20 protein-coding genes and 3 tRNA genes are annotated in these 18,562 nt (G+C 45.0%); 18 read left to right on the top strand and 5 right to left on the bottom strand.

Going from position 1 to position 18,562, the window contains the following annotated elements:
- The first annotated feature begins 75 nt into the window (after positions 1 to 75).
- The 3 genes from BUC50_RS05080 to BUC50_RS05090 are packed head-to-tail and all read left to right on the top strand — an operon-like array spanning position 76 to position 2,328.
- Positions 76 to 897, top strand: coding sequence for an SDH family Clp fold serine proteinase (locus BUC50_RS05080; RefSeq protein WP_013047966.1), 822 nt, complete (start codon positions 76 to 78; stop codon positions 895 to 897).
- Positions 898 to 956: 59 nt separating this feature from the next.
- Positions 957 to 1,442: a PH domain-containing protein gene (locus tag BUC50_RS05085; RefSeq protein ID WP_286677209.1), complete on the top strand. Its 486-nt coding sequence runs from the start codon at positions 957 to 959 to the stop codon at positions 1,440 to 1,442.
- A 22-nt stretch (positions 1,443 to 1,464) separates the two neighbouring features.
- Positions 1,465 to 2,328, top strand: a complete 864-nt coding sequence (locus BUC50_RS05090; RefSeq protein ID WP_013047968.1) for a mechanosensitive ion channel family protein — start codon at positions 1,465 to 1,467, stop codon at positions 2,326 to 2,328.
- Here BUC50_RS05090 and BUC50_RS05095 read toward each other — a convergent pair.
- On the bottom strand, positions 2,298 to 4,046 hold the full coding sequence (locus BUC50_RS05095; RefSeq protein ID WP_013047969.1) for a phosphodiester glycosidase family protein: 1,749 nt from the start codon (positions 4,044 to 4,046) through the stop codon (positions 2,298 to 2,300). The two genes, BUC50_RS05090 and BUC50_RS05095, sit on opposite strands and share 31 nt — an antisense overlap.
- A 161-nt stretch (positions 4,047 to 4,207) precedes the next feature.
- On the opposite strand from BUC50_RS05095, the gene BUC50_RS05100 reads away from it, so the two are divergent.
- Together BUC50_RS05100 and speD are read left to right on the top strand one after the other, a co-directional pair.
- Positions 4,208 to 4,283: transfer RNA gene (locus BUC50_RS05100), tRNA-Ala, on the top strand.
- Positions 4,284 to 4,450: 167 nt separating this feature from the next.
- On the top strand, positions 4,451 to 4,861 hold the full coding sequence (speD, locus tag BUC50_RS05105; RefSeq protein ID WP_273312624.1) for an adenosylmethionine decarboxylase: 411 nt from the start codon (positions 4,451 to 4,453) through the stop codon (positions 4,859 to 4,861).
- Between the two features lie 83 nt (positions 4,862 to 4,944).
- On the opposite strand, the gene BUC50_RS05110 is transcribed toward speD, so the two are convergent.
- A tRNA-Glu gene (locus tag BUC50_RS05110) sits at positions 4,945 to 5,020 on the bottom strand.
- Between the two features lie 8 nt (positions 5,021 to 5,028).
- Positions 5,029 to 5,102, bottom strand: a tRNA-Gln gene (locus BUC50_RS05115).
- 516 nt (positions 5,103 to 5,618) lie between these two features.
- Between BUC50_RS05115 and BUC50_RS09650 the strand changes: the two genes are divergently transcribed.
- The 3 genes from BUC50_RS09650 to BUC50_RS05125 all read left to right on the top strand — a co-directional run bounded on the left by BUC50_RS09650 (position 5,619) and on the right by BUC50_RS05125 (position 8,373).
- Positions 5,619 to 6,101 carry a sodium-dependent transporter gene (locus BUC50_RS09650; protein ID WP_353743412.1) on the top strand — a complete coding sequence of 161 codons (483 nt, stop codon included), beginning with the start codon at positions 5,619 to 5,621 and terminating at the stop codon, positions 6,099 to 6,101.
- The gene (locus BUC50_RS05120; RefSeq protein WP_353743413.1) at positions 6,080 to 6,958 is read left to right on the top strand and encodes a sodium-dependent transporter; all 879 of its coding nucleotides are present in this window, start codon (positions 6,080 to 6,082) and stop codon (positions 6,956 to 6,958) included. Before BUC50_RS09650 ends, BUC50_RS05120 begins: the two co-directional genes overlap by 22 nt.
- 158 nt (positions 6,959 to 7,116) lie before the next feature.
- On the top strand, positions 7,117 to 8,373 hold the full coding sequence (locus BUC50_RS05125; protein WP_013047973.1) for a class II fructose-bisphosphate aldolase: 1,257 nt from the start codon (positions 7,117 to 7,119) through the stop codon (positions 8,371 to 8,373).
- A gap of 49 nt (positions 8,374 to 8,422) precedes the next feature.
- On the opposite strand, the gene BUC50_RS05130 is transcribed toward BUC50_RS05125, so the two are convergent.
- Positions 8,423 to 8,650 carry a hypothetical protein gene (locus BUC50_RS05130; RefSeq protein WP_286677210.1) on the bottom strand — a complete coding sequence of 76 codons (228 nt, stop codon included), beginning with the start codon at positions 8,648 to 8,650 and terminating at the stop codon, positions 8,423 to 8,425.
- Positions 8,651 to 8,703: 53 nt separating this feature from the next.
- Here BUC50_RS05130 and thrC point away from each other — a divergent pair, with 53 nt between their 5' ends.
- From thrC to lptB, 5 genes are all read left to right on the top strand, one after another.
- The gene (gene thrC, locus BUC50_RS05135) at positions 8,704 to 9,753 is read left to right on the top strand and encodes a threonine synthase (protein ID WP_013047974.1); all 1,050 of its coding nucleotides are present in this window, start codon (positions 8,704 to 8,706) and stop codon (positions 9,751 to 9,753) included.
- The gene (gene thrB / locus BUC50_RS05140) at positions 9,750 to 10,658 is read left to right on the top strand and encodes a homoserine kinase (RefSeq protein WP_013047975.1); all 909 of its coding nucleotides are present in this window, start codon (positions 9,750 to 9,752) and stop codon (positions 10,656 to 10,658) included. The genes thrC and thrB overlap by 4 nt, the downstream gene beginning before the upstream one ends.
- A gap of 32 nt (positions 10,659 to 10,690) precedes the next feature.
- The gene (locus BUC50_RS05145; protein ID WP_052292794.1) at positions 10,691 to 11,203 is read left to right on the top strand and encodes an ACT domain-containing protein; all 513 of its coding nucleotides are present in this window, start codon (positions 10,691 to 10,693) and stop codon (positions 11,201 to 11,203) included.
- Positions 11,204 to 11,264: 61 nt separating this feature from the next.
- Positions 11,265 to 12,023 (top strand): LptA/OstA family protein, encoded by a 759-nt coding sequence (locus BUC50_RS05150; RefSeq protein ID WP_013047976.1) that lies wholly within the window; start codon positions 11,265 to 11,267, stop codon positions 12,021 to 12,023.
- The gene (gene lptB, locus BUC50_RS05155) at positions 12,023 to 12,751 is read left to right on the top strand and encodes an LPS export ABC transporter ATP-binding protein (RefSeq protein WP_013047977.1); all 729 of its coding nucleotides are present in this window, start codon (positions 12,023 to 12,025) and stop codon (positions 12,749 to 12,751) included. The genes BUC50_RS05150 and lptB overlap by 1 nt, the downstream gene beginning before the upstream one ends.
- Here lptB and BUC50_RS05160 read toward each other — a convergent pair.
- On the bottom strand, positions 12,724 to 13,200 hold the full coding sequence (locus BUC50_RS05160; protein ID WP_013047978.1) for a hydrogenase 3 maturation endopeptidase HyCI: 477 nt from the start codon (positions 13,198 to 13,200) through the stop codon (positions 12,724 to 12,726). The two genes, lptB and BUC50_RS05160, sit on opposite strands and share 28 nt — an antisense overlap.
- Before the next feature lie 42 nt (positions 13,201 to 13,242).
- Here BUC50_RS05160 and murJ point away from each other — a divergent pair, with 42 nt between their 5' ends.
- From murJ to groL, 5 genes are all read left to right on the top strand, one after another.
- Entirely contained in the window at positions 13,243 to 14,799 is a 1,557-nt protein-coding gene (gene murJ / locus BUC50_RS05165) for a murein biosynthesis integral membrane protein MurJ (RefSeq protein WP_013047979.1), read from the top strand.
- A gap of 19 nt (positions 14,800 to 14,818) precedes the next feature.
- On the top strand, positions 14,819 to 15,361 hold the full coding sequence (locus BUC50_RS05170; protein WP_273312635.1) for a hypothetical protein: 543 nt from the start codon (positions 14,819 to 14,821) through the stop codon (positions 15,359 to 15,361).
- 6 nt (positions 15,362 to 15,367) lie between these two features.
- On the top strand, positions 15,368 to 16,381 hold the full coding sequence (tsaD, locus tag BUC50_RS05175) for a tRNA (adenosine(37)-N6)-threonylcarbamoyltransferase complex transferase subunit TsaD (protein ID WP_013047981.1): 1,014 nt from the start codon (positions 15,368 to 15,370) through the stop codon (positions 16,379 to 16,381).
- Positions 16,382 to 16,584: 203 nt separating this feature from the next.
- Complete coding sequence (gene groES, locus BUC50_RS05180) at positions 16,585 to 16,875, top strand: co-chaperone GroES (protein WP_013047982.1); 291 nt, start codon at positions 16,585 to 16,587, stop codon at positions 16,873 to 16,875.
- A 37-nt stretch (positions 16,876 to 16,912) separates the two neighbouring features.
- Positions 16,913 to 18,550, top strand: a complete 1,638-nt coding sequence (gene groL / locus BUC50_RS05185; protein WP_013047983.1) for a chaperonin GroEL — start codon at positions 16,913 to 16,915, stop codon at positions 18,548 to 18,550.
- Positions 18,551 to 18,562 lie beyond the last annotated feature (12 nt).

The raw sequence follows: 18,562 nt of genomic DNA on the forward strand, positions 1-18,562 counted from the left end.
TCCTGCTGACAGAGCGTTTCATCCCCTGTACAATAACATGCACGGTTCTTCTTAAAATAATGAAGGAGGTGTCCCATGGGAAGTTCTAATTCGTGGTTTTTATTGTTCATCTTCTTTTTTATTTACCCCCAATTGAGGCAGCAGATCTTACATTGGCGAAGAATTACCGCGCTAAGGGCCTGCGAAAAACGCAGAAAGACGAGGATCATAACCCTTATCCATCGTCAGGAGAGCGTTGGTTTTTTTGGGATGTTCTCACGCAACTTCATCAACATTGAAGATTCTGAGGAAGTATTGAGGGCCATTCGCCTTACCTCTGAAGGAACCCCTATCGATCTTATTATACACACCCCGGGGGGATTGCTCCTCGCTGCGGAGCAGATAGCTTATGCATTGAAGAAGCATCCAGCAAAGGTTACAGTGGTTGTTCCCCATTACGCTATGTCTGGCGGCACTCTCATAGCCCTTGCCGCAGACGAAATTCTTATGGATAAACATGCAGTGCTTGGCCCTGTAGATCCGCAGATAGGGCAATATCCGGCAGCCTCTATTCTCAGAGCCGTAGAAGAGAAACCTGTATCAGAGGTGGAGGATACGACTCTCATCCTTGCTGACGTGAGCCGGAAGGCTGTAAAGCAGACCCGCTCTTTTGTGTTCAATCTGTTAAAAGACCGAATGGGTGATGAAAAAGCAACAGAATTGGCTTTAGTGCTGACCGAAGGCCGATGGACCCATGATTATCCGATTACGGCAGAGGAAGCCCAAGCCCTCGGCTTGCCCGTGAATACAGATCTATCTTCTCAAGTTTGCAATATTATGAAACTCTATCCTCAGTCGGGGATAGGAAGGCCATCTGTACAGTATGTTCCTATTCCTTATCCGTCAGCCCCAGATTAAAATAGTTTAGACGCAAGGCGGGAGATATGGTGAAAATGTTTGACAAAGCGCCTCAATGTTTGAGTAAGACTTCTTGTTTCAATAACGAACCTCCCCTTGAAGAAACCAGCATCTTGACATCTGGCTTCGCCTTTCCCAAATGGATGCGCGGGATAACCTTCGTTGTGGGATTTCTTATTTTAGCTATAGGCATGGCCAAACTTTTTTCTATGAAAATAAAGGGGCTTATGCTTATGTTCCCCTATGTTCTGGTGGGGATAGTTTGCCTTTCCATGGGTGGGATCAACAATTCGATGAGTATTTCTTCAGAAGGGGTAATTTACGCCCGGACAGTCTGGGGGAAGAAAAGGCAAGAAGTATTACCTTGGGAAACTGTTCAGTCTGTCGCAATTCTCCGCAAAAAAAATTTATTCTATGCGCGTTTTTTTAAAGAGGATGGGAAAGGATGGCAAATTCCCTTCCGAAGTGATCAATGGGAGATCTTTCAGTGTATTGTAAACAAATACCGACCAGACCTTACCATTGAAGATAAAACAAAAGTTTAACAGGCTTACGGGAGAGTAAAAGATGGATAAGTTAAAAATGGCATTCCCCTTCGCTCATCAAATCGCCATTGCCATTGGGATTGTTATTGTCTGGATTATTGTAAATAAAGTAGTTTCTTTGACAACCTCACGTGGTTTTGACCTGCTCCATAAGCGGCTGGTGAAAAACGGAAAAAACGGAAGCAGGCCAGCGGCGCTACAGCGGATCGAAACACTGAAAGGAATAACTCTAAATGTGGTGAAGTGGCTTATTGCCGTTATTTTTGTGTTGAGTCTCATTGGCAGTTTTGGTGTCAACATAACTCCGATCTTGACCGGTGTCGGCTTGGCGGGCTTGGGAATATCCATGGCTGCACAGAATATTATTCGTGATTTCTTAAATGGTATTTTTGTTGTTTTAGAAGACCATTACGGAGTGGGAGATTGGATAAATACATCTATGGGAGGTGGGACAGTAGAAAAACTGACTCTTCGCACCACCCATTTACGCGATATTGATGGAAATCTCATTATTATTCCTAATGGAAGCATCAATGGCGTTACAAATTATACTAAAAACTGGTCTCGCGCCGCGATCAAGATCCGAGTTCCTTTCGATTCAGATGTACGGAAAGCAATGAAAATAATGGAAGAGACAGCACATACACTTCAGCGGGAAAACTCCTCTCTTTTTATAGGCTCTCCCACAGTTCAGGGTATTCTTGATTTTCTTGACAGCTCCATGGTTTTGAGAACACTTTTTGATACGACACCAGGAGATCAGTGGGCATTATCCAGGGAATATCGCCTGAGGGTGAAAGAGGCTTTTGATGAGGCAAATATCCCTATGGCCATACCACAAACAGAAGTAAGGCTTCATTCTCTGGAGCCAAAGAAAATTCCGTAAGGGAGAGGGCGTTCCTTCCCTCCAGGAATGGCATTGACGATTTCTCCTTTCCACAGGAGTTGGGAGGAACCGCCACCATCAAGATTTAGTACTGTCGAGAGACCTAGGTTATGTGCAAGCTGGCTTGCCTCCATAAGGGTAACTCCATTGCTGTGCCAGGGGTCTCGGCCATCTACTACAATCCACCAGAGCGCCTTCCCATCAGTGCCAACAAGGGTTCGAGGATGTCTACGTTCTCGGAAACCTTTTGAAAACCCTTCATTTTTAGTTTGAAGTTGTCCATCCAATAAAAGCATAGGGCCGCCCTGCAGGGCAAATATGGCTTCCCGCATTGCTGAATCTCTCCATTGTACTTCTATTGAGAGGGGATTCCCATGTTCCAGCAGAGAATTAACTATCTGTATGCCATATCCCCTTGCAGCAAGAAGAACATGTCCTTCCGGCACGATTCGCCGAGCTTTGTCCCCTCGATTTAATTTTTTCACGGCCCCTTGCTGAAGTAAGAATGCCTCGGCGTCAGATTGCAAAGGACGGGGAAGGGCGCCAGCTTCCGGGGAGAAAAGAGCCAAACCGTTTTGTGACGGAAAAGTGTTTAAAGAGCCGATAGGCGCAATACGGTCATTTTTTCGTAGTACGGCTCGAAACTCGCCACTTCCGAAGAGAGCTTTACCCTTGGCAGTCCAGCCCACAGCGGAACGCCTTTCATATGAAGGAAAGAGGGGAATGCCATTGATTAATAGCGTTCCTATTGGTTTCCCTTTTGTAAAAAAACCTCCATTTATAGCTCCTTCAGCTTTTAACTCTTTATTCATTTGACTTAGGGGGAGAATATATTTTCCTAAAGAATGGGCGGTAACAATAAAAGGAGATTGCTCGTCCTTTATCTGTATGGCAGCCCAGAAGAGCGCGTTGCCTCCCTGTTCGCTATAGGGAACAACTTGTCCAGCCAGATCAGCGGGTATTCTAGCGAGAACTTCCCATGCTTTAACATAATTTGTGTATGGTCCAACATAAACAGCATAAGCACATTCAGTATTTGCCATAAAAGCCGACAAACCCTGTTCTGATAAATTCTTTTGGAGGGACAGGGCATTTTCTTTATCCTGGAACTCCTTTATGAATATAGCCCAGGAACTTGGCGGAGTGCCAATTTTCTCACGGCAGACCCGTAGGGAAGCGTATTCTCCATGAAAAGTCTGATCCCAACTAATAGAACGTCGACATTGTATAAGCCAGTCTTTTAGCTCTTGAAGATCCTGGGGGTTTAGATTTTCCAGGGGATCAGATAGAAAAACTTCAGGAGCACAAGGAGTACATGCTTTTCCCAAAGTTAGGTATGGGATCATATACTCAGGTATCTGCGGATTATTCTTAGGGACAAGAAAGTTAATGAGTCTTGCCTCGTGAGACCAACCCATGGCTTTGAAGGCGAAAAGCAATGCTTCCATGCGAGTCGCTTCTAGATCTGGATGGAATCGTTCTCCTGGGAAGATAATGCCATATGCCCGTGCTGTTTCTACAGCTGGGAATGCAGGGTGGTTTTCTGGCACATCTGAGAAATGTTCTTCTCCTGTCCATCTTGGGATAGCCAGAGATTCGATGATTGCTTCGGCCATTATTCCCCTGCTTATGGCTTCAGCGGGAATAGCCTGAAATATCAATAGGAATATGATAGAGGAGATACACCATAAGGCTGTTGTTGTCTTTTTACGTGCCATAGTCAGAACTCCTTTTCAACGTGATATATAATTATTCTCTCATCCCTTCTACAGGAGGGCAATCGTGCTTAGGACTCTTTTTGTATAGAAAGCAGAGAATGGCCATTTCGGAGGTTGACAGAACTGTCACTGCTACTTATAATACTCACGTTTCGCAATGAGGGGCTATAGCTCAGCTGGGAGAGCGCTTGAATGGCATTCAAGAGGTCAGGGGTTCGAGCCCCCTTAGCTCCACCAGAATATTTAAAGCAGCTGCACTGCGCAGCTGCTTTTTTCCTTTTAAGGCCTGTTTGAAGTTTCCAATATTTTTATATTTTCTTTTTTGTGTTTTGATGTTCTTTTGTACTATACTTGTTCCACTTGGCCCAATGGCTATTTTGTTTGTATAAAGAGGAGGAGGGTAAATGTCACCGAAGGGTTACCACTTTATTGTTGAGGCTTCAGGGTGTGGGGGCGTTATCGGACAAGTTGAACGTTTGCAGGAAATCCTAGTGGAAGCAGCGAAGAGAGCGAATACCCAAGTCTGGTCCGTGTCCTTTCATCGATTCCCTCCCAATGGAGTGAGCGGCGTTGTGGTTATCAGCGAATCGCATCTATCTGTTCATACGTGGCCTGAAGCACAATATATGGCTCTTGACATATATACTTGTGGTGAGCACAGCATGCCTGAGGTTGCTGTGAAATATGTGCTTGAACAGGTTGGTGCCGCCCATACCCATATAACAGAAATTACCCGTGGTATTGATGATGGCGACGAAATTTATTACCACTCGTTTATTACCTGGGAAGAGAGGCTGAAAGAAGAAGTAGAGTAGATGATTTTTTCTTCTCGTGTTACTTTTTAGGATGGAGTAAATACAAAAGAGGCCAGGTAGAACCTGGCCTCTTGCATTTATTATGGCAGCCCCAACGGGATTCGAACCCGTGTCTCCACCTTGAGAGGGTGATGACCTCGGCCGCTAGTCGATGGGGCCTTGTTTTCTGGCTGGGGAACCTGGATTCGAACCAGGATTACCTGATCCAGAGTCAGGCGTGCTGCCGTTGCACCATTCCCCAATATCATCTGCATCTTACGCAGCGAAGGGTATATTATCATGGTCTTTATGAAACTGCAACCCCCTTTCCTTTTCAGGGCGGCGAGATGATCAATTTGAAAGTCAAGACTTCTTTCAGAAATACTTTTTGGGATAGAATTCTGAAATATTTAATAAAATAAAATTTGACAAGTTTAAAAATAATATGTAGAATGTCGTCACTTTTAAGGATACAGAATACACCAGAGGCAAGGAGGGGAAAGCAGTGAATGTCAATCTAAATATATTAATTAACATAATAATTATACTTCTAGTCATTATTAGCTGCGGGTCCTCTTCCGGAGTGCCTACTGGCGTTTGATTTTTAGCCAGCAGACTTTTCGGGGGTCGGCCCTTTCAGGGTTCGACCCCTTTTTTTATACATCCATTCAATCACACTAATTTTTTAAAAAGTTAAACATTTAAAGAAGTAAAGGGAATTTTCGTGTAGAGTTTTTTGTTTTGAACATACAAACAATATTCAGGGAGGGATTTTTATATGAAACAGGAAAAAATGGAAAGGGAGCAGTGGGGAAGTCGAATTGGCTTTCTACTCGCTTCAGCGGGGTCGGCAATTGGTCTTGGTAATATTTGGCGCTTTCCCTACATTACGGGGAAAAATGGTGGGGCTGCCTTTCTAGTGATATATATCGCTTTGGCATTTACTATTGGGGCATCGGTAATGTTGGCAGAGTTTGCCATCGGGCGCGCGGCAAAAAAGAATGCAGTAGGGGCTTTCAGGGAGCTCAAAGGTGGAGTATGGCCTCTCGTTGGTTGGATGGGGCTGGCTGTGGCTTTTATTATCCTCTCTTATTATGCTGTCATCGGAGGGTGGACCTTTGCTTATATTTTTAAGTCTTTCACAGGTCTCATGTCGCTTCATGATACATCAGCTGCTCAGGATTCCTTTTTAGGCTTTATCGCCAATCCCACTCAAGTTCTCCTGGCTTTTTTGTTTTTATGCTTATGGTTGTTCTTGTAGTGTATAAAGGAGTTGGGCAAGGTATTGAGCGTGCCAGTAAAATTCTAATGCCTGGGCTTTTTATTGTCCTGCTTGTTCTTGTTACCAGGGCTTTGACACTTCCTGGAGCATCAAAAGGCATTGCTTTTTATCTTAAACCAGACTTTTCGAAAGTCACCGGAAGCACTATTATAGATGCTCTTGGACAGGCTTTTTACTCTCTCTCACTTGGTATGGGAATCCTCATCACGTTTGGCAGCTATATTGGGAAGAATGAAAATATCCCAAAGTCAGTTGTCACAGTTACTTTTCTTGATACCCTTGTTGCTTTTCTTGCGGGATTAATAATCTTCCCTACTGTTTTTGCTTTTGGTATCGATGCAGGAGCAGGGCCAGGCCTCACTTTTATTACCTTACCAGCCGTTTTTTCGAAGATGTGGGGCGGCATGGTTTGGTCGGCGCTCTTTTTTGTACTTCTCTTTATAGCTGCCCTTACCTCGTCAGTATCACTTTTTGAGGTTGTTGTTTCTTACTGTAAAGATGAACTGGGCTGGAGCAGAGGGAAGAGTTCACTCCTTATGGGGACGGCTATTTTTCTTTTTGGGGTTCCATCAGCCCTGTCCCAGGGGGCTTACCCTATCAATCTCTTTGGTAAAAGTTTTCTCGATGCCATGGATTGGATGTGCAACAATATCCTTTTAACTACAGGCGGTCTTCTGATTTGCCTTTTTGTAGGGTGGGTTGTAACAGATAGAATTAAAGATGATATCTCTAATAAGGGCAGACTCAATTTTGCGCTAATGTCGCCATGGCTTTTAATACTGCGTTTTTTAGCTCCTATCGCTATCGTCATGATTATGTGGAGCGGTCTTCGTTAAAGGTTCTACTTGTCTGTAGAGAGGACATCTTATTAAGATGTCCTCTCTTTTTTTAGCTGGAAACCTTATGGTATAGTGTATTATATTGCATGTCATCTGTAGATTCCTTTATTCCAGATTAAAAGATAAATGAAATTATACAAGGAGCGTGACAATAAATGAGAAAAAACAGCGCCTCATATAAAGAGATGCTGAAGAAACGTCCCCTGAATGTTCAGGCTTTATGGGAAAATGAAGAAGTAGGCTTAGTAAGCGGACGGGACATTGTCAGGGCTTTTCGGGAAGCTAATGCTATCATCCTTGCAGTTAATGCAAGAAATCCGCTAACTATAAAAGGGGTATTCAAAGCAGCTCAAAAATTAAATGCCGCTGTATTTATTGAGATCGCAAAGTCGGAATCAACATACTGCGCTGGTAATTTTGATAATCTTCCCGAGTATGCGGTGAAAACTTCCGCTGAATTAGGGCATGGTATCGTTTTTGGCCTTCACGTCGACCATTATGCCATTAAGTCTGAAAAGGATCTATTTAAAGCGGTGGGGCATCTTCCATCTGTGATTCAAAAAGGCTGGACGTCTGTAGCTATAGATGCTTCCCATATGCCGGATTGGGAAAACCTCTGCTTCACTCGGGACATAGCCATGCACATTCCTCCCTATCTGGGACTGGAAGTAGAAGTGGGCGAGATAAAGGGACCAGGGGAATTAACCACAGTTGAAGAGGCTCAATTCTTCATTGGTGGACTTAATTCATGGGGAATATTCCCTGACCTTCTAGCTATTTCCAATGGAAGCCTTCATGGAACGTACGATACAGGACAGCAGGAAGGAATTGATCTTCAGCGTACCCAGGACATTGCTCATGTTATTCGCCCCTTTGGTGTTTCTATAGCCCAGCACGGTATTTCAGGAACTCCCATTGAGAAGGTGGCTAAATTCGCTAATTTTGGAATCAATAAGGGGAACGTCGCAACCCTTTTTCAGAATATTGTCTTTGGGATAAAAATGGATTCTGATACGGGAAATGCCATAGCAGAGAACGGTTCATATGTTAAAGAACCCCATCGCGGCGTTTCAGAAAAGACATGGCAGAAAATTGTAGAGTGGTGTGACAGTCAGAGCTACAGCAGAAAAGATGGGAACTATAAAAAAGCGAATCTTCCGCTAGGAAACGTGATCTTAGAGGAATCCCCTGAAATCATTGGCCGTATTATCGACGAAACAGAGGAATGGGCCAGCCGCTTTATCAAAGCCTTTAACGCTGTGGACTCAGCAGACAGGGTGCTCGAGGTTATTGCAAAACGCTCTGATCATAATGGCGCCCCCGAGCAGGCTATTTTGGGAAAAAGATCAGATTATACAGAAGATCGAGCTCCGGGACATTCTCTAAAGGATGGGGGAGACTATTCAGATTAAATTCTGTGCAGCTCTTGACAGACATGTAAAGTAATTATATAAAGTTGCCTCAAATACGAATGATTTGTAGCAAGCGATGAAGAGGAGAGTAGTTTTGTCCCCGTCCGAAACAGAGAAGAAAAGCCACGGGCTGAGAGCTTTTCACGGAAAGACAGGATGAAGACCACCTCGGAGCAGGTGTCGAAGCCAGAGGGATAAGGCACAGGGAAGCCGCCCCTATAGCGGAAAGAGAGCCGGCATGTCCGGAAATGGAGTGGAACCGCGAGTGAGCCCACATCGTCTCCAAATTAAGGAGAGATGTGGGCCTTTTTATTTTTGGGAGGTAAGGAAATGGCAAGGCAGGGTATATTGCATCGATACGAAAAAGATTTGCCCTTAACAAGGGCGACACCCCGTATAACGCTCATGGAAGGTGACACTCCTCTTATTCACTTAAAAAATCTAAGTCGTGAATTAAAAGTGGAACTTTGGGCCAAGTTTGACGGCTTAAACCCAACGGGATCTTTTAAAGACAGGGGTATGGTCATGGCTGTCGCAAAAGCCCTTGAAGAAAAAACAACGGCGGTTATATGCGCTTCTACTGGTAATACATCTGCCTCTGCAGCTGCTTATGCTGCTTCTGCTGGTTTGGCCTGCTTTGTTTTACTCCCCGCAGGAAAAGTTGCTTTAGGAAAATTAACACAGGCCTTGATTTATGGGGCAAAGGTTGTCGCCGTCAAGGGAAATTTTGATGAGGCATTACAGCTGGCCCGAGAAGCAGCTCTTTCGAAAAAAATAACTCTTGTAAACTCTATAAATCCCTATCGCCTCTGGGGGCAGAGATCTGCTGCATGGGAAATTTGTGATGAGTTGCAAAAAGCTCCTGACTGGATTGTGTTGCCAGTGGGGAATGCGGGAAATATTAGTGCATATGCAGCAGGACTGGAATACTACAAAGAAATAGGAAAGATTGACTCGATGCCGCGCCTTATGGGTGTTCAGGCTGAGGGGGCCGCTCCCCTTGTGCTTGGACGGATAGTAGAAAAACCAGAAACAGTTGCAACTGCGATTCGCATTGGAAACCCAGTGAATGCTGAGAAGGCCGTTCGGGCAATAGAAATGAGTAATGGGAAGTTTGATGCTGTAACAGACACAGAGATTCTTGAGGCACAAAGAGAATTGGCATCTCAGGATGGAGTATTTGCAGAACCTGCTTCTTGTGCCCCTCTTGCCTTTCTCTTGAAACAGAAGAGGGCTGGCAAATTATCTGAAGGATTGCGAATTGTCCTTATTCTGACAGGGAATGGATTGAAAGATCCTGACAGCCCTCTTCAGGGTTTACCAGGGCCAATTTCAGCAGAGGGAACGTTGGAAGCTCTGAAAGGAGTTTTAGGATTATGAGGCTCTTTAGGGTGAAGGTGCCGGCTTCCAGCGCTAATCTGGGATCAGGTTTTGATACGTTGGGACTGGGATTGTCCCTGTATAACTTTTTTGATGTGCGAGCTTTTTTAAAAAAGGGGTCCTATGTTCTTGAAATAATAGGAGAAGGGAGCGGTGAACTCGGTAGAGAGAACAACGCTCTTATCCAGAGTTATGAATTTGCCTGCAACAAATGGGGGATTGATCCCCCGGGTCTGGATTTGTGTTCTCTTAACGCCATTCCTATGGCTCGGGGGCTTGGCAGTTCCTCCACGGCCATTGTGGCAGGTGTTGCCATAGCAAACACATTACGGGAAAATTCCCTTCAAAAGGATGAACTTTTATCTCTTATGGTAGAGTTAGAGGGGCACCCTGATAATGTTGTTCCGTGCTGTATGGGAGGGATGGTTGTCAGTGGAGTGGATGGAGGAATTATCCGCTTTGTAAAAATGCCGCCTTTACCTGAGGACATGGTGGCTGTTGTCGCAGTGCCTGAAGTTCGGGTGAGTACTCAGAGTGCACGAGAAGCACTCCCGACGAAAGTTTTTTTGAAAGATGCTGTTTATAATATAAGCCGAGCTGCTCTTCTTGCGGCTTCATGGAGTACAGGAAACTGGAGCAATCTTCCCTGGGCTATGGGTGATCGCCTCCATCAGCCCTTTAGGGCCCGCCTTTTTCCTGGGGGAGAAGAAATATTAAGGGAGCTTTCAAATGCACCAAATTGTTCGGGAGTGGCTATTAGCGGTTCTGGCCCGAGTATGATTGCTTTTGCCAGGGGATTGGCAGGAGATATTGCCAAACTTATGTGTTCGATTTTTTCTCGACATGGTATCCGGTCGCGCTTTTTCGTATTGAGGGAAGATCGCGAAGGCTTGAGCATCTTTTAGGCTGTTGACAATGAAGGGAGGGTATTTTTAAGATGACGAAGAGAGACGAGAACAAGCCAAACAGGCAAGTTGTGAAAAATTTGGATGTGGCTAAGGTCGCTTTGCTTGGAGTACCAGACATCCCTGGCATAGCTGCTTCCCTTTTTGCAGCCCTTGCTGATGCGGATATTAAGGTTGAAATGATTGTACAGAGCGTAATGAGGGGGCAGGTGAACGATATAGCCTTCCTTGTGCAGAAAAGTGGAATTGAAGGGGCAATACGAGTTTGTCGTGCCGTTTCTATGGAAATTGGCGCTCAAGGTGTGACCTTTGACACTGAAATAGCCAAAGTATCGGTTTTCCCACAGGATTTTGACCCTAAAGTTCCATCAAGGGTTTTTTCAGCTCTAGCTCACAGAGAAATCAATATCGATATGATTTTGGCGACTGAGTGTTTTGTAACCTGCGTGGTAGCAGCATCTTATGTGGATGACGCAGTAGAGGCGCTGGAGTGGGAGTTTAAAGAAGAGAAGAGCACCAGACAGAGGTCTTCTTCCAGTGACTGATATAAGGTAGAATAGCGACGGTGTTTTTAACACCATATTTTTTTATGGGTGGTGTAGCTTAATGAAAAAAGGCCTGAGGCATGTGAGAGCTTGTGCTGTTATTGCCTTTCTTTTTATCTATGCAGGAGCCCTATGGGGAATAGAAGCTCATGTAACAGCTGATACCATGGTGTATCACTCCAGAACGGGGGATTTTACAGCCGAAGGCAATGTGCGAATTCAGAGGATGGAGTTAGAGATAACAGCACCAATGGGAGAAGGCAATTCCCAGACGGGACATGTAATTTTATCTGGGGGGGTTCACATCTTTGGAAAATGGGAGAACGAACCTGTTGACCTTACGAGTGTCTTTTTAGAAGGACATCTTTCAAATGGAGGCAGATACTCCCTTCGGGAAAATGTTTCTGGATATTTGGGGGCACGCATAATAGATGCCCAGGAATTGGAAGTCAGTGAAAGCAGTTTCATTGCGAAAAAAGTAAAAAAGTTTGAAGACACGAAACAAAAAATGTTCCTTTCCGCTTCTACTGTTAAAGGGAACATCTCTAACGGGGAAACCACTGACATACAGGCGTCAGGCGATGTGGTCATTGTTATTACAGAAACAGATGGGCAGAAGACACGTATAACTGGCTCTAATGCGGTTTATTCTAAGGCCCAGGATAATATAAAAGTATGGGGGAATGCTCTTGCGGTACAGCCAGAACGAACCCTTAGAGCAGAAGAGATACTTTATTCCCCTCAATCAGGGAAAATATTGGCTTCTGGAAAACCACAAATAACAATTCAGATCCAGGATAAGGAAGGGAAAAAGCAATAATGGGCGCAAAGACGCTTAAAGCCAGAAAGGTTTGTAAGGCCTTTAAAGGGAGAACTGTAGTTTCATCAGTGGATCTTGATGTGCATATGGGTGAAATCGTAGGACTTCTTGGTCCTAATGGCGCTGGTAAAACGACTACGTTTTATATGATAGTCGGGCTTATAAAGCCAGATTCGGGGCGCGTAATGATTGACTCAAAGGACATTACCCCCTTTCCTATGTTTCGCCGAGCTCGGATAGGAGTAGGATACCTTCCTCAGGAGGCTTCTATCTTCAGGAACCTCACAGTAAAAGAAAATATTGAGATCGTGCTGCAGGAGCTGGGAAAACCCCAAAAAGAAATAGAAACCATGGTCTCCCATATCCTGGAAGAATTAGGGCTAACATCTCTTGCTTCTATTCCTGGGTATGCGCTCAGCGGCGGCGAGCGAAGGCGGGTGGAAATAGCCCGGTGCCTTTCTATAATGCCAGATTTCCTCTTGTTAGATGAGCCTTTTAGCGGGATTGATCCTATCGCAGTCTACGACATCCAGCAGATCATTCTGAGCCTTCGGGCAAAGGGATATGGAATATTACTCACAGATCATAATGTCCGCGATACTCTGGCCATTACAGACCGAACATATCTGATTCATCAGGGAGAGATTGTTATAGAAGGCTCTCCTGATGAGGTGGCTCAGAGCGAAGTGGCAAGAAAATTTTATTTAGGAGACAGATTTTCCTGGTAAAGCAAAGGAATTTTTTCAAAATGCTGTTTTTCAAGTATGAGAATCAGTTTTTCAGCAGCGTCCTTAACCTTCTGGGACAAAGATTCACCCAGGTTCTGGCTGAAAGGCTGTATGCCAATATAGATAATTGTAATTTTCTGAGCGATATCTTCAAGAAGCATCCCTAATGGGAGGCCGTGAGTACTAAAAGAAACGTTCTCCACCATATGGAGTGGAATACGACGGACAGATCCCGGCGGAAGATTCATATCTGCAGCGTCAACGATCAAAAGCAGATTTGGGAGGTTCCGTTTTAATGGGGCAATATAATTTTCAGGTATAGTTTCGCAGTCTATGGCAGTGATCGGATGTAGAGCCCTTTTTTTATGCAGCTCTTTTGCGATAAAGGGTCCCACGCCATCATCGCCGAAAAGTGGGTTGCCAATACCCCAAAGTGTTATAGTACCCAAAGAAGCACCTCATTTCTCTTATTATTTCAGGAGGCGTATTATATGTCCTCTCGTGTTTCCCGAATGGTTCGCCATGCCCTGGTCATGATGGTTGGTACATTTGCTAGCAGAATTCTAGGACTAGCCCGAGAAATAGTAACGGCGGCACTTTTTGGAGCGTCAAGCCAGCTTGATGCTTTCTATGTTGCCTATACCCTTGCCAACCTTTCACGGCAAATGCTGGCAGAGGGAGCCCTGTCCGCGGCTTTTGTCCCTGTATTTTCTCAATCCCTGGTTCAAAGAGGGAAAGAAAAGGCATCTCACTTGGCAAGACAGGCTTTATGGATTCTCCTTGTAGCTGGAACAGCTGTCGTTTTCGCGGGCGTTATCCTGTCACCATTTCTTGTTAAAATTATGGCGCCAGGTTTTGACTCTGTCAAAGCTTCACTTGCAATTTCCATGACGCAATGGATGTTCCCTTTTTTAATTCTGGTGTCTTTGGCGGCATTGGCCATGGGTGTTCTAAATAGTCTTGATTCATTCTTTGTACCGGCCATTGCTCCTGCCCTGAGCAATGTGGTATATCTTCTGATTCTCTTTTTCGCTGCGTCGCGGCTAGGAATATGGACCCTCATTATAGCTGTTTTAGCAGGAGGGGTCTGTCAGATGGTGCTTCAATGGGTTTGGAGCGCCTGGAATGGAGTTCTGCTATTACCGGAAAAACCGAATTCAAGAGATCCTGAATTACGGAAAATGATGAAACTTTTTTTCCCTTATGCAGCTGGTCTCTCATTGAATCAGATTAATCCTGTCATCAGCCGCGTATTAGGTTCTTTTCTCCAGGATGGCGCTATTTCTGTGCTGAATTATGCTAACAGAGTGATACAGCTTCCTCTGGGGCTTTTTGTCATTGCCATCTCCCAGGCAGTCCTTCCTGAACTTTCCCGCTGCGCAGTTGGAGATGAAAAGGAATTTCGAGAAACAATGCGAGATGCGGTAAGATTTGCCCTTTTTGTTATTCTTCCAGTGACAATAGGTCTTGTGCTGGTTTCTGATGAAGTAGTTAACCTGTTATTTTATCGAGGGGCTTTTAATGCGTGGGCATGGCACGCTACTGGTATAGCTCTGGCCATGTATGCCTGGGGGCTCCCGGGAATGGCCTGTACGACAGTTTTTCTTCGGGGGCTCTATGCTCAAAGCAACCCAAGATCGGCGTTGCTCGTGACTCTCTCAAGCGTGGTATCCAACGTTGTATTCTGTTTGCTTCTTGTCAAACCTATGGGCTTTGCTGGACTTGCTCTTGCCACTTCCCTGGGGTTCACTTTCTCATCATTTGCAGGAGGGTATCTTCTTGCCCGAAGCATTAATCACCCTCTTGACATTTTAGGCGTAAAATGGACCCTTCGTATTTCCATAGTTTTAGGCGCTATGGCTTTTACAGTGTGGAAGTTTAAATCTCTATGTCCTTATCCAGTAGATGCAGGGTTGCTTTTAAGATGCGGCTGGCTCTTCATAGTCATGCTTCTGGGGGCTTTGATATATATGGGAGGGACACTGGCCTTTCATTTTCATGAGTGGCAATGGCTTAGAGGTGCTCTTAAGCGAAGGGATAAAGAATAGATTAAGGAAGGAGAACATAATGACAAGGAATAAAATGAAACTGGTTTTGCTGGTTTCAATCCTGTTAATGGGGCTGACTGGAACTTTGGGGTGGGCTTCTAACTCTCTGCAAGAGAAGATTGACGAGCGAACAACTGTTATATGGATTGAAGGAACAGCGTTGGGAGATATGGTTATTGGGTCTCGTGCCCAGGCGGCATTTGTATATGTAGATGGCACCCTTTCCCATGCTGTTGCCTCAGATCCCAATGCACCGGAATGGCTGAAATGGCATTCAAACCATTATTCAGATAAAAAACTAAAGAACAGGGCGCTCTTTATCATGCGATACAAAGCCATAAAACGATGGTCTTTTTCTCCAGAAATGATTCGAATCGGTGAGTATAAAGTAACTGACGACGATATACTCACGAGCAAAGATTTCATGGCCGTTGGCGAGCTCCCCCCTGATAGTACGGGGACCTTGGCTTTTTCCGTGCCTGCAAAATATGTTCCCAAGGGCCGGAATATTCTTATTTCATTGGGTGATTTTTCTGGAGAGCTGAATGTTCCAAAGAGGTGACAATGAGTGGAAAGACGATTTTTAACATTAGGGATAGAGAGCAGCTGCGATGATACGGCTGTTTCAATACTAGATGGACAAAGGGATGTTAAGGCTGATTTGATATCAAGCCAGATTAAGGATCATGCTCCCTTCGGCGGTGTAGTTCCGGAATTTGCTTCGAGAAAACATCTTGAGGCGATTCTTCCCTTGGTCGACAGAGCGTTGGAAAATGCGGGAGTTAGCGATCCTGCCCAGGAGCTGTCACTAATTGGAGTAACTGCCGGGCCAGGGCTTATGGGATCTCTTCTTGTAGGGGTTATGACAGCCAAAGCTCTTGCTCAGACATGGCATCTTCCCATATTGGGCGTTAATCATCTTGAAGGGCACCTTTTTGCGAATGTAGTTGCTTCTCCTGATCTGGAACCCCCTTTCATCTGTCTTATTGTTTCTGGCGGGCATACAGAAATAATTTTAGCAGAGGATTTTGGGAACTACAGTCTCTTGGGAGCTACGCGAGATGATGCTGCTGGAGAAGCTTATGATAAAGTAGCCAAACTATTGGGCCTTGGTTATCCTGGAGGCCCTATTATCGATTCTCTTGCCCATAAGGGAAATAGCGAAGCCTTTTCCTTTCCCGTTCCTTTAAGATCAAGTGACGAGATTGCCTTTAGTTTCAGCGGCTTAAAGACAGCGGTACTATGGGCGGTAAAAGATTTGAAAGAAAAAAGTGTTGATCTTCCTATCGCTGATCTTTGCGCTTCTTTTCAGAAAGCGGCAGTGGAGGCTTTGATGACGAAAGTGGAACGAGCCGTCGAAGTGACGGGCATACGAAAAGTTGCTATATCAGGGGGAGTAGCTGCCAATCGAGGATTACGAAACGCTTTACAGAGAAAGAAAGACTGGAATGTGTTTATTCCACCAGCAATAAGGTGTACGGACAATGGGGTAATGATAGCAGCTGCTGCATATAACGGGTATAAAAGAGGCCTTATTTCCGACCTTTTTTTAACCCCCAATCCTTCATGGCCGCTGGTTTAGCGCTTATTAAAATTAAAAAAGTAAGAAAAAGATAGAAATTAAGAGTTAATAGGATAATATCATGAATAAACATGGCTAAACGCTTCTAGTTATCCTTGAGATTCAAAAGTAGGGCAATTAATATCTAAGCCGTTCGGTTAGCACTCAATGACAAGGAGTGCTAATATACGAGACAGGATATTATTATAGGGAGGGATTTTCGAATGAATTTAAAACCGCTTGGTGATCGTCTCGTGGTGAAGGTCATCAATCAGGAGGAAAAGACAAGGGGAGGAATTGTTCTTCCAGACACTGCAAAAGAGAAACCTCAAGAGGGAGAAGTTGTAGCAGTTGGCACAGGAAAAGTTTTAGAAAACGGCCAGAAGCTTCCTCTTGAAGTTAAGGTTGGCGACCGCATCATTTTCAGCAAATATGCTGGAACTGAAGTGAAGCTTGACGGAGACGAATACATCATCTTCAGCGAACGCGATGTGCTTGCGATTGTTGAAAAGTAAGAGACGAGAATTAGATCTTTAAGGGAGGAATACAAAAATGCCGAAGATCCTAACTTTTAGTGAAGAAGCCCGCCACGCCATGCTGCGTGGTATTGATAAAGTTGCTGATACAGTGGGGGTTACCCTTGGGCCCAAAGGACGGAACGTTGTCCTTGAGAAGAAGTTTGGCTCACCCACGATTACAAATGATGGTGTTACCATCGCAAAAGAGATCGATCTTGAAGATTCTTTTGAAAATACAGGCGCTCAGCTTGTTAAAGAAGTAGCTTCTAAAACAAACGATGTTGCTGGAGACGGAACTACTACCGCTACAGTTCTTGCCAGGGCCATCATTCGCGAAGGCATGAAGAACGTTGCTGCTGGTGCCAATGGGATGCTTATGAGACAGGGCATAGAGAAAGCCATCGACTTTGTGGTGGATGAATTGAAAAAAATGGCTATTCCCGTTAAGAACCGTGATAAGATTGCCCAGGTCGCCGCAATTTCCGCTAACGATTCCGGCATAGGCCAGCTTATAGCAGAAGCCATGGAAAAAGTCGGACAGGATGGCGTTATCACTGTTGAAGACAGCCAGACTGTTGGAACAACTCTTGAAATGGTCGAGGGACTTCAGTTCGATAAAGGCTATATCAGCCCTTACATGGTGACAGATCCTGAGAGAATGGAAGTCGCTCTTGATGATGCATATATCCTTATTCACGATGGAAAGATCAGCAATATAAAAGACCTTCTCCCAGTGCTTGAAAAAGTAGTGCAGACTGGTAAACCTCTTCTGATTATTGCTGAGGATGTGGAGGGAGAAGCTCTCGCCACCCTTGTAGTTAACAAACTGAGGGGCGTTATGCAGGTCGCTGCAGTGAAGGCCCCTGGTTTTGGTGAACGCCGCAAAGCCATGCTTAGCGATATCGCCATTGTAACTGGTGGTCAGGTTGTGAGTGAAGATGTAGGCATTAAGCTTGATAGCGCTGACATTTCCATGCTTGGTAAAGCAAAGAAAATCCGTGTTACCAAAGAAGAGACGACCATCGTTGAGGGTTCTGGTAATCCAGACGAGATCCGCAAACGGGCAGCCCAGATCAAACGCGAACTTGAAGACTCTACGTCCGATTACGATAGAGAAAAACTACAGGAACGCCTTGCCAAGCTCGTTGGCGGCGTGGCCGTTATACAGGTGGGGTCCGCTACCGAAACTGAGCAGAAAGAACTGAAGCACCGCATAGAAGATGCACTTAATGCTACAAGGGCTGCAGTAGAGGAGGGTATTGTAGCGGGTGGCGGCGTAGCCATAATCAACTGCATTGCCTCCCTCGAGAAATTCCTCGAGAACTTTAATGGTGATGTAAAAACAGGTGGAACTATTGTTCTGAGTTCCCTTTCGTCTCCCCTGCACCTTATCGCCCAAAACGCAGGATTCCAGGGCGATGTCATTGTTGAGAAAGTCCGCGGCTTAAGAGCTGGGAATGGTCTTGATGCGTCTACTGGCGAATATGTAGATATGATTGAAGCCGGAATAATAGACCCCGTTAAAGTTACGCGGAGCGCTTTGCAGAATGCTGGCTCCATAGCAGCCATGGTTCTGACTACTGAAGCTATTGTTGCCGATAAGCCGGAACCCAAGGGTGCAAGTCCCATGCCTGGCGGCCCCGGAATGGGCGGCATGGAAGGCATGTACTAGAATTTGTTATAA

The sequence above is a fragment of the Aminobacterium sp. EBM-42 genome (assembly GCF_001896635.1).
Classification (GTDB): domain Bacteria; phylum Synergistota; class Synergistia; order Synergistales; family Aminobacteriaceae; genus Aminobacterium; species Aminobacterium colombiense.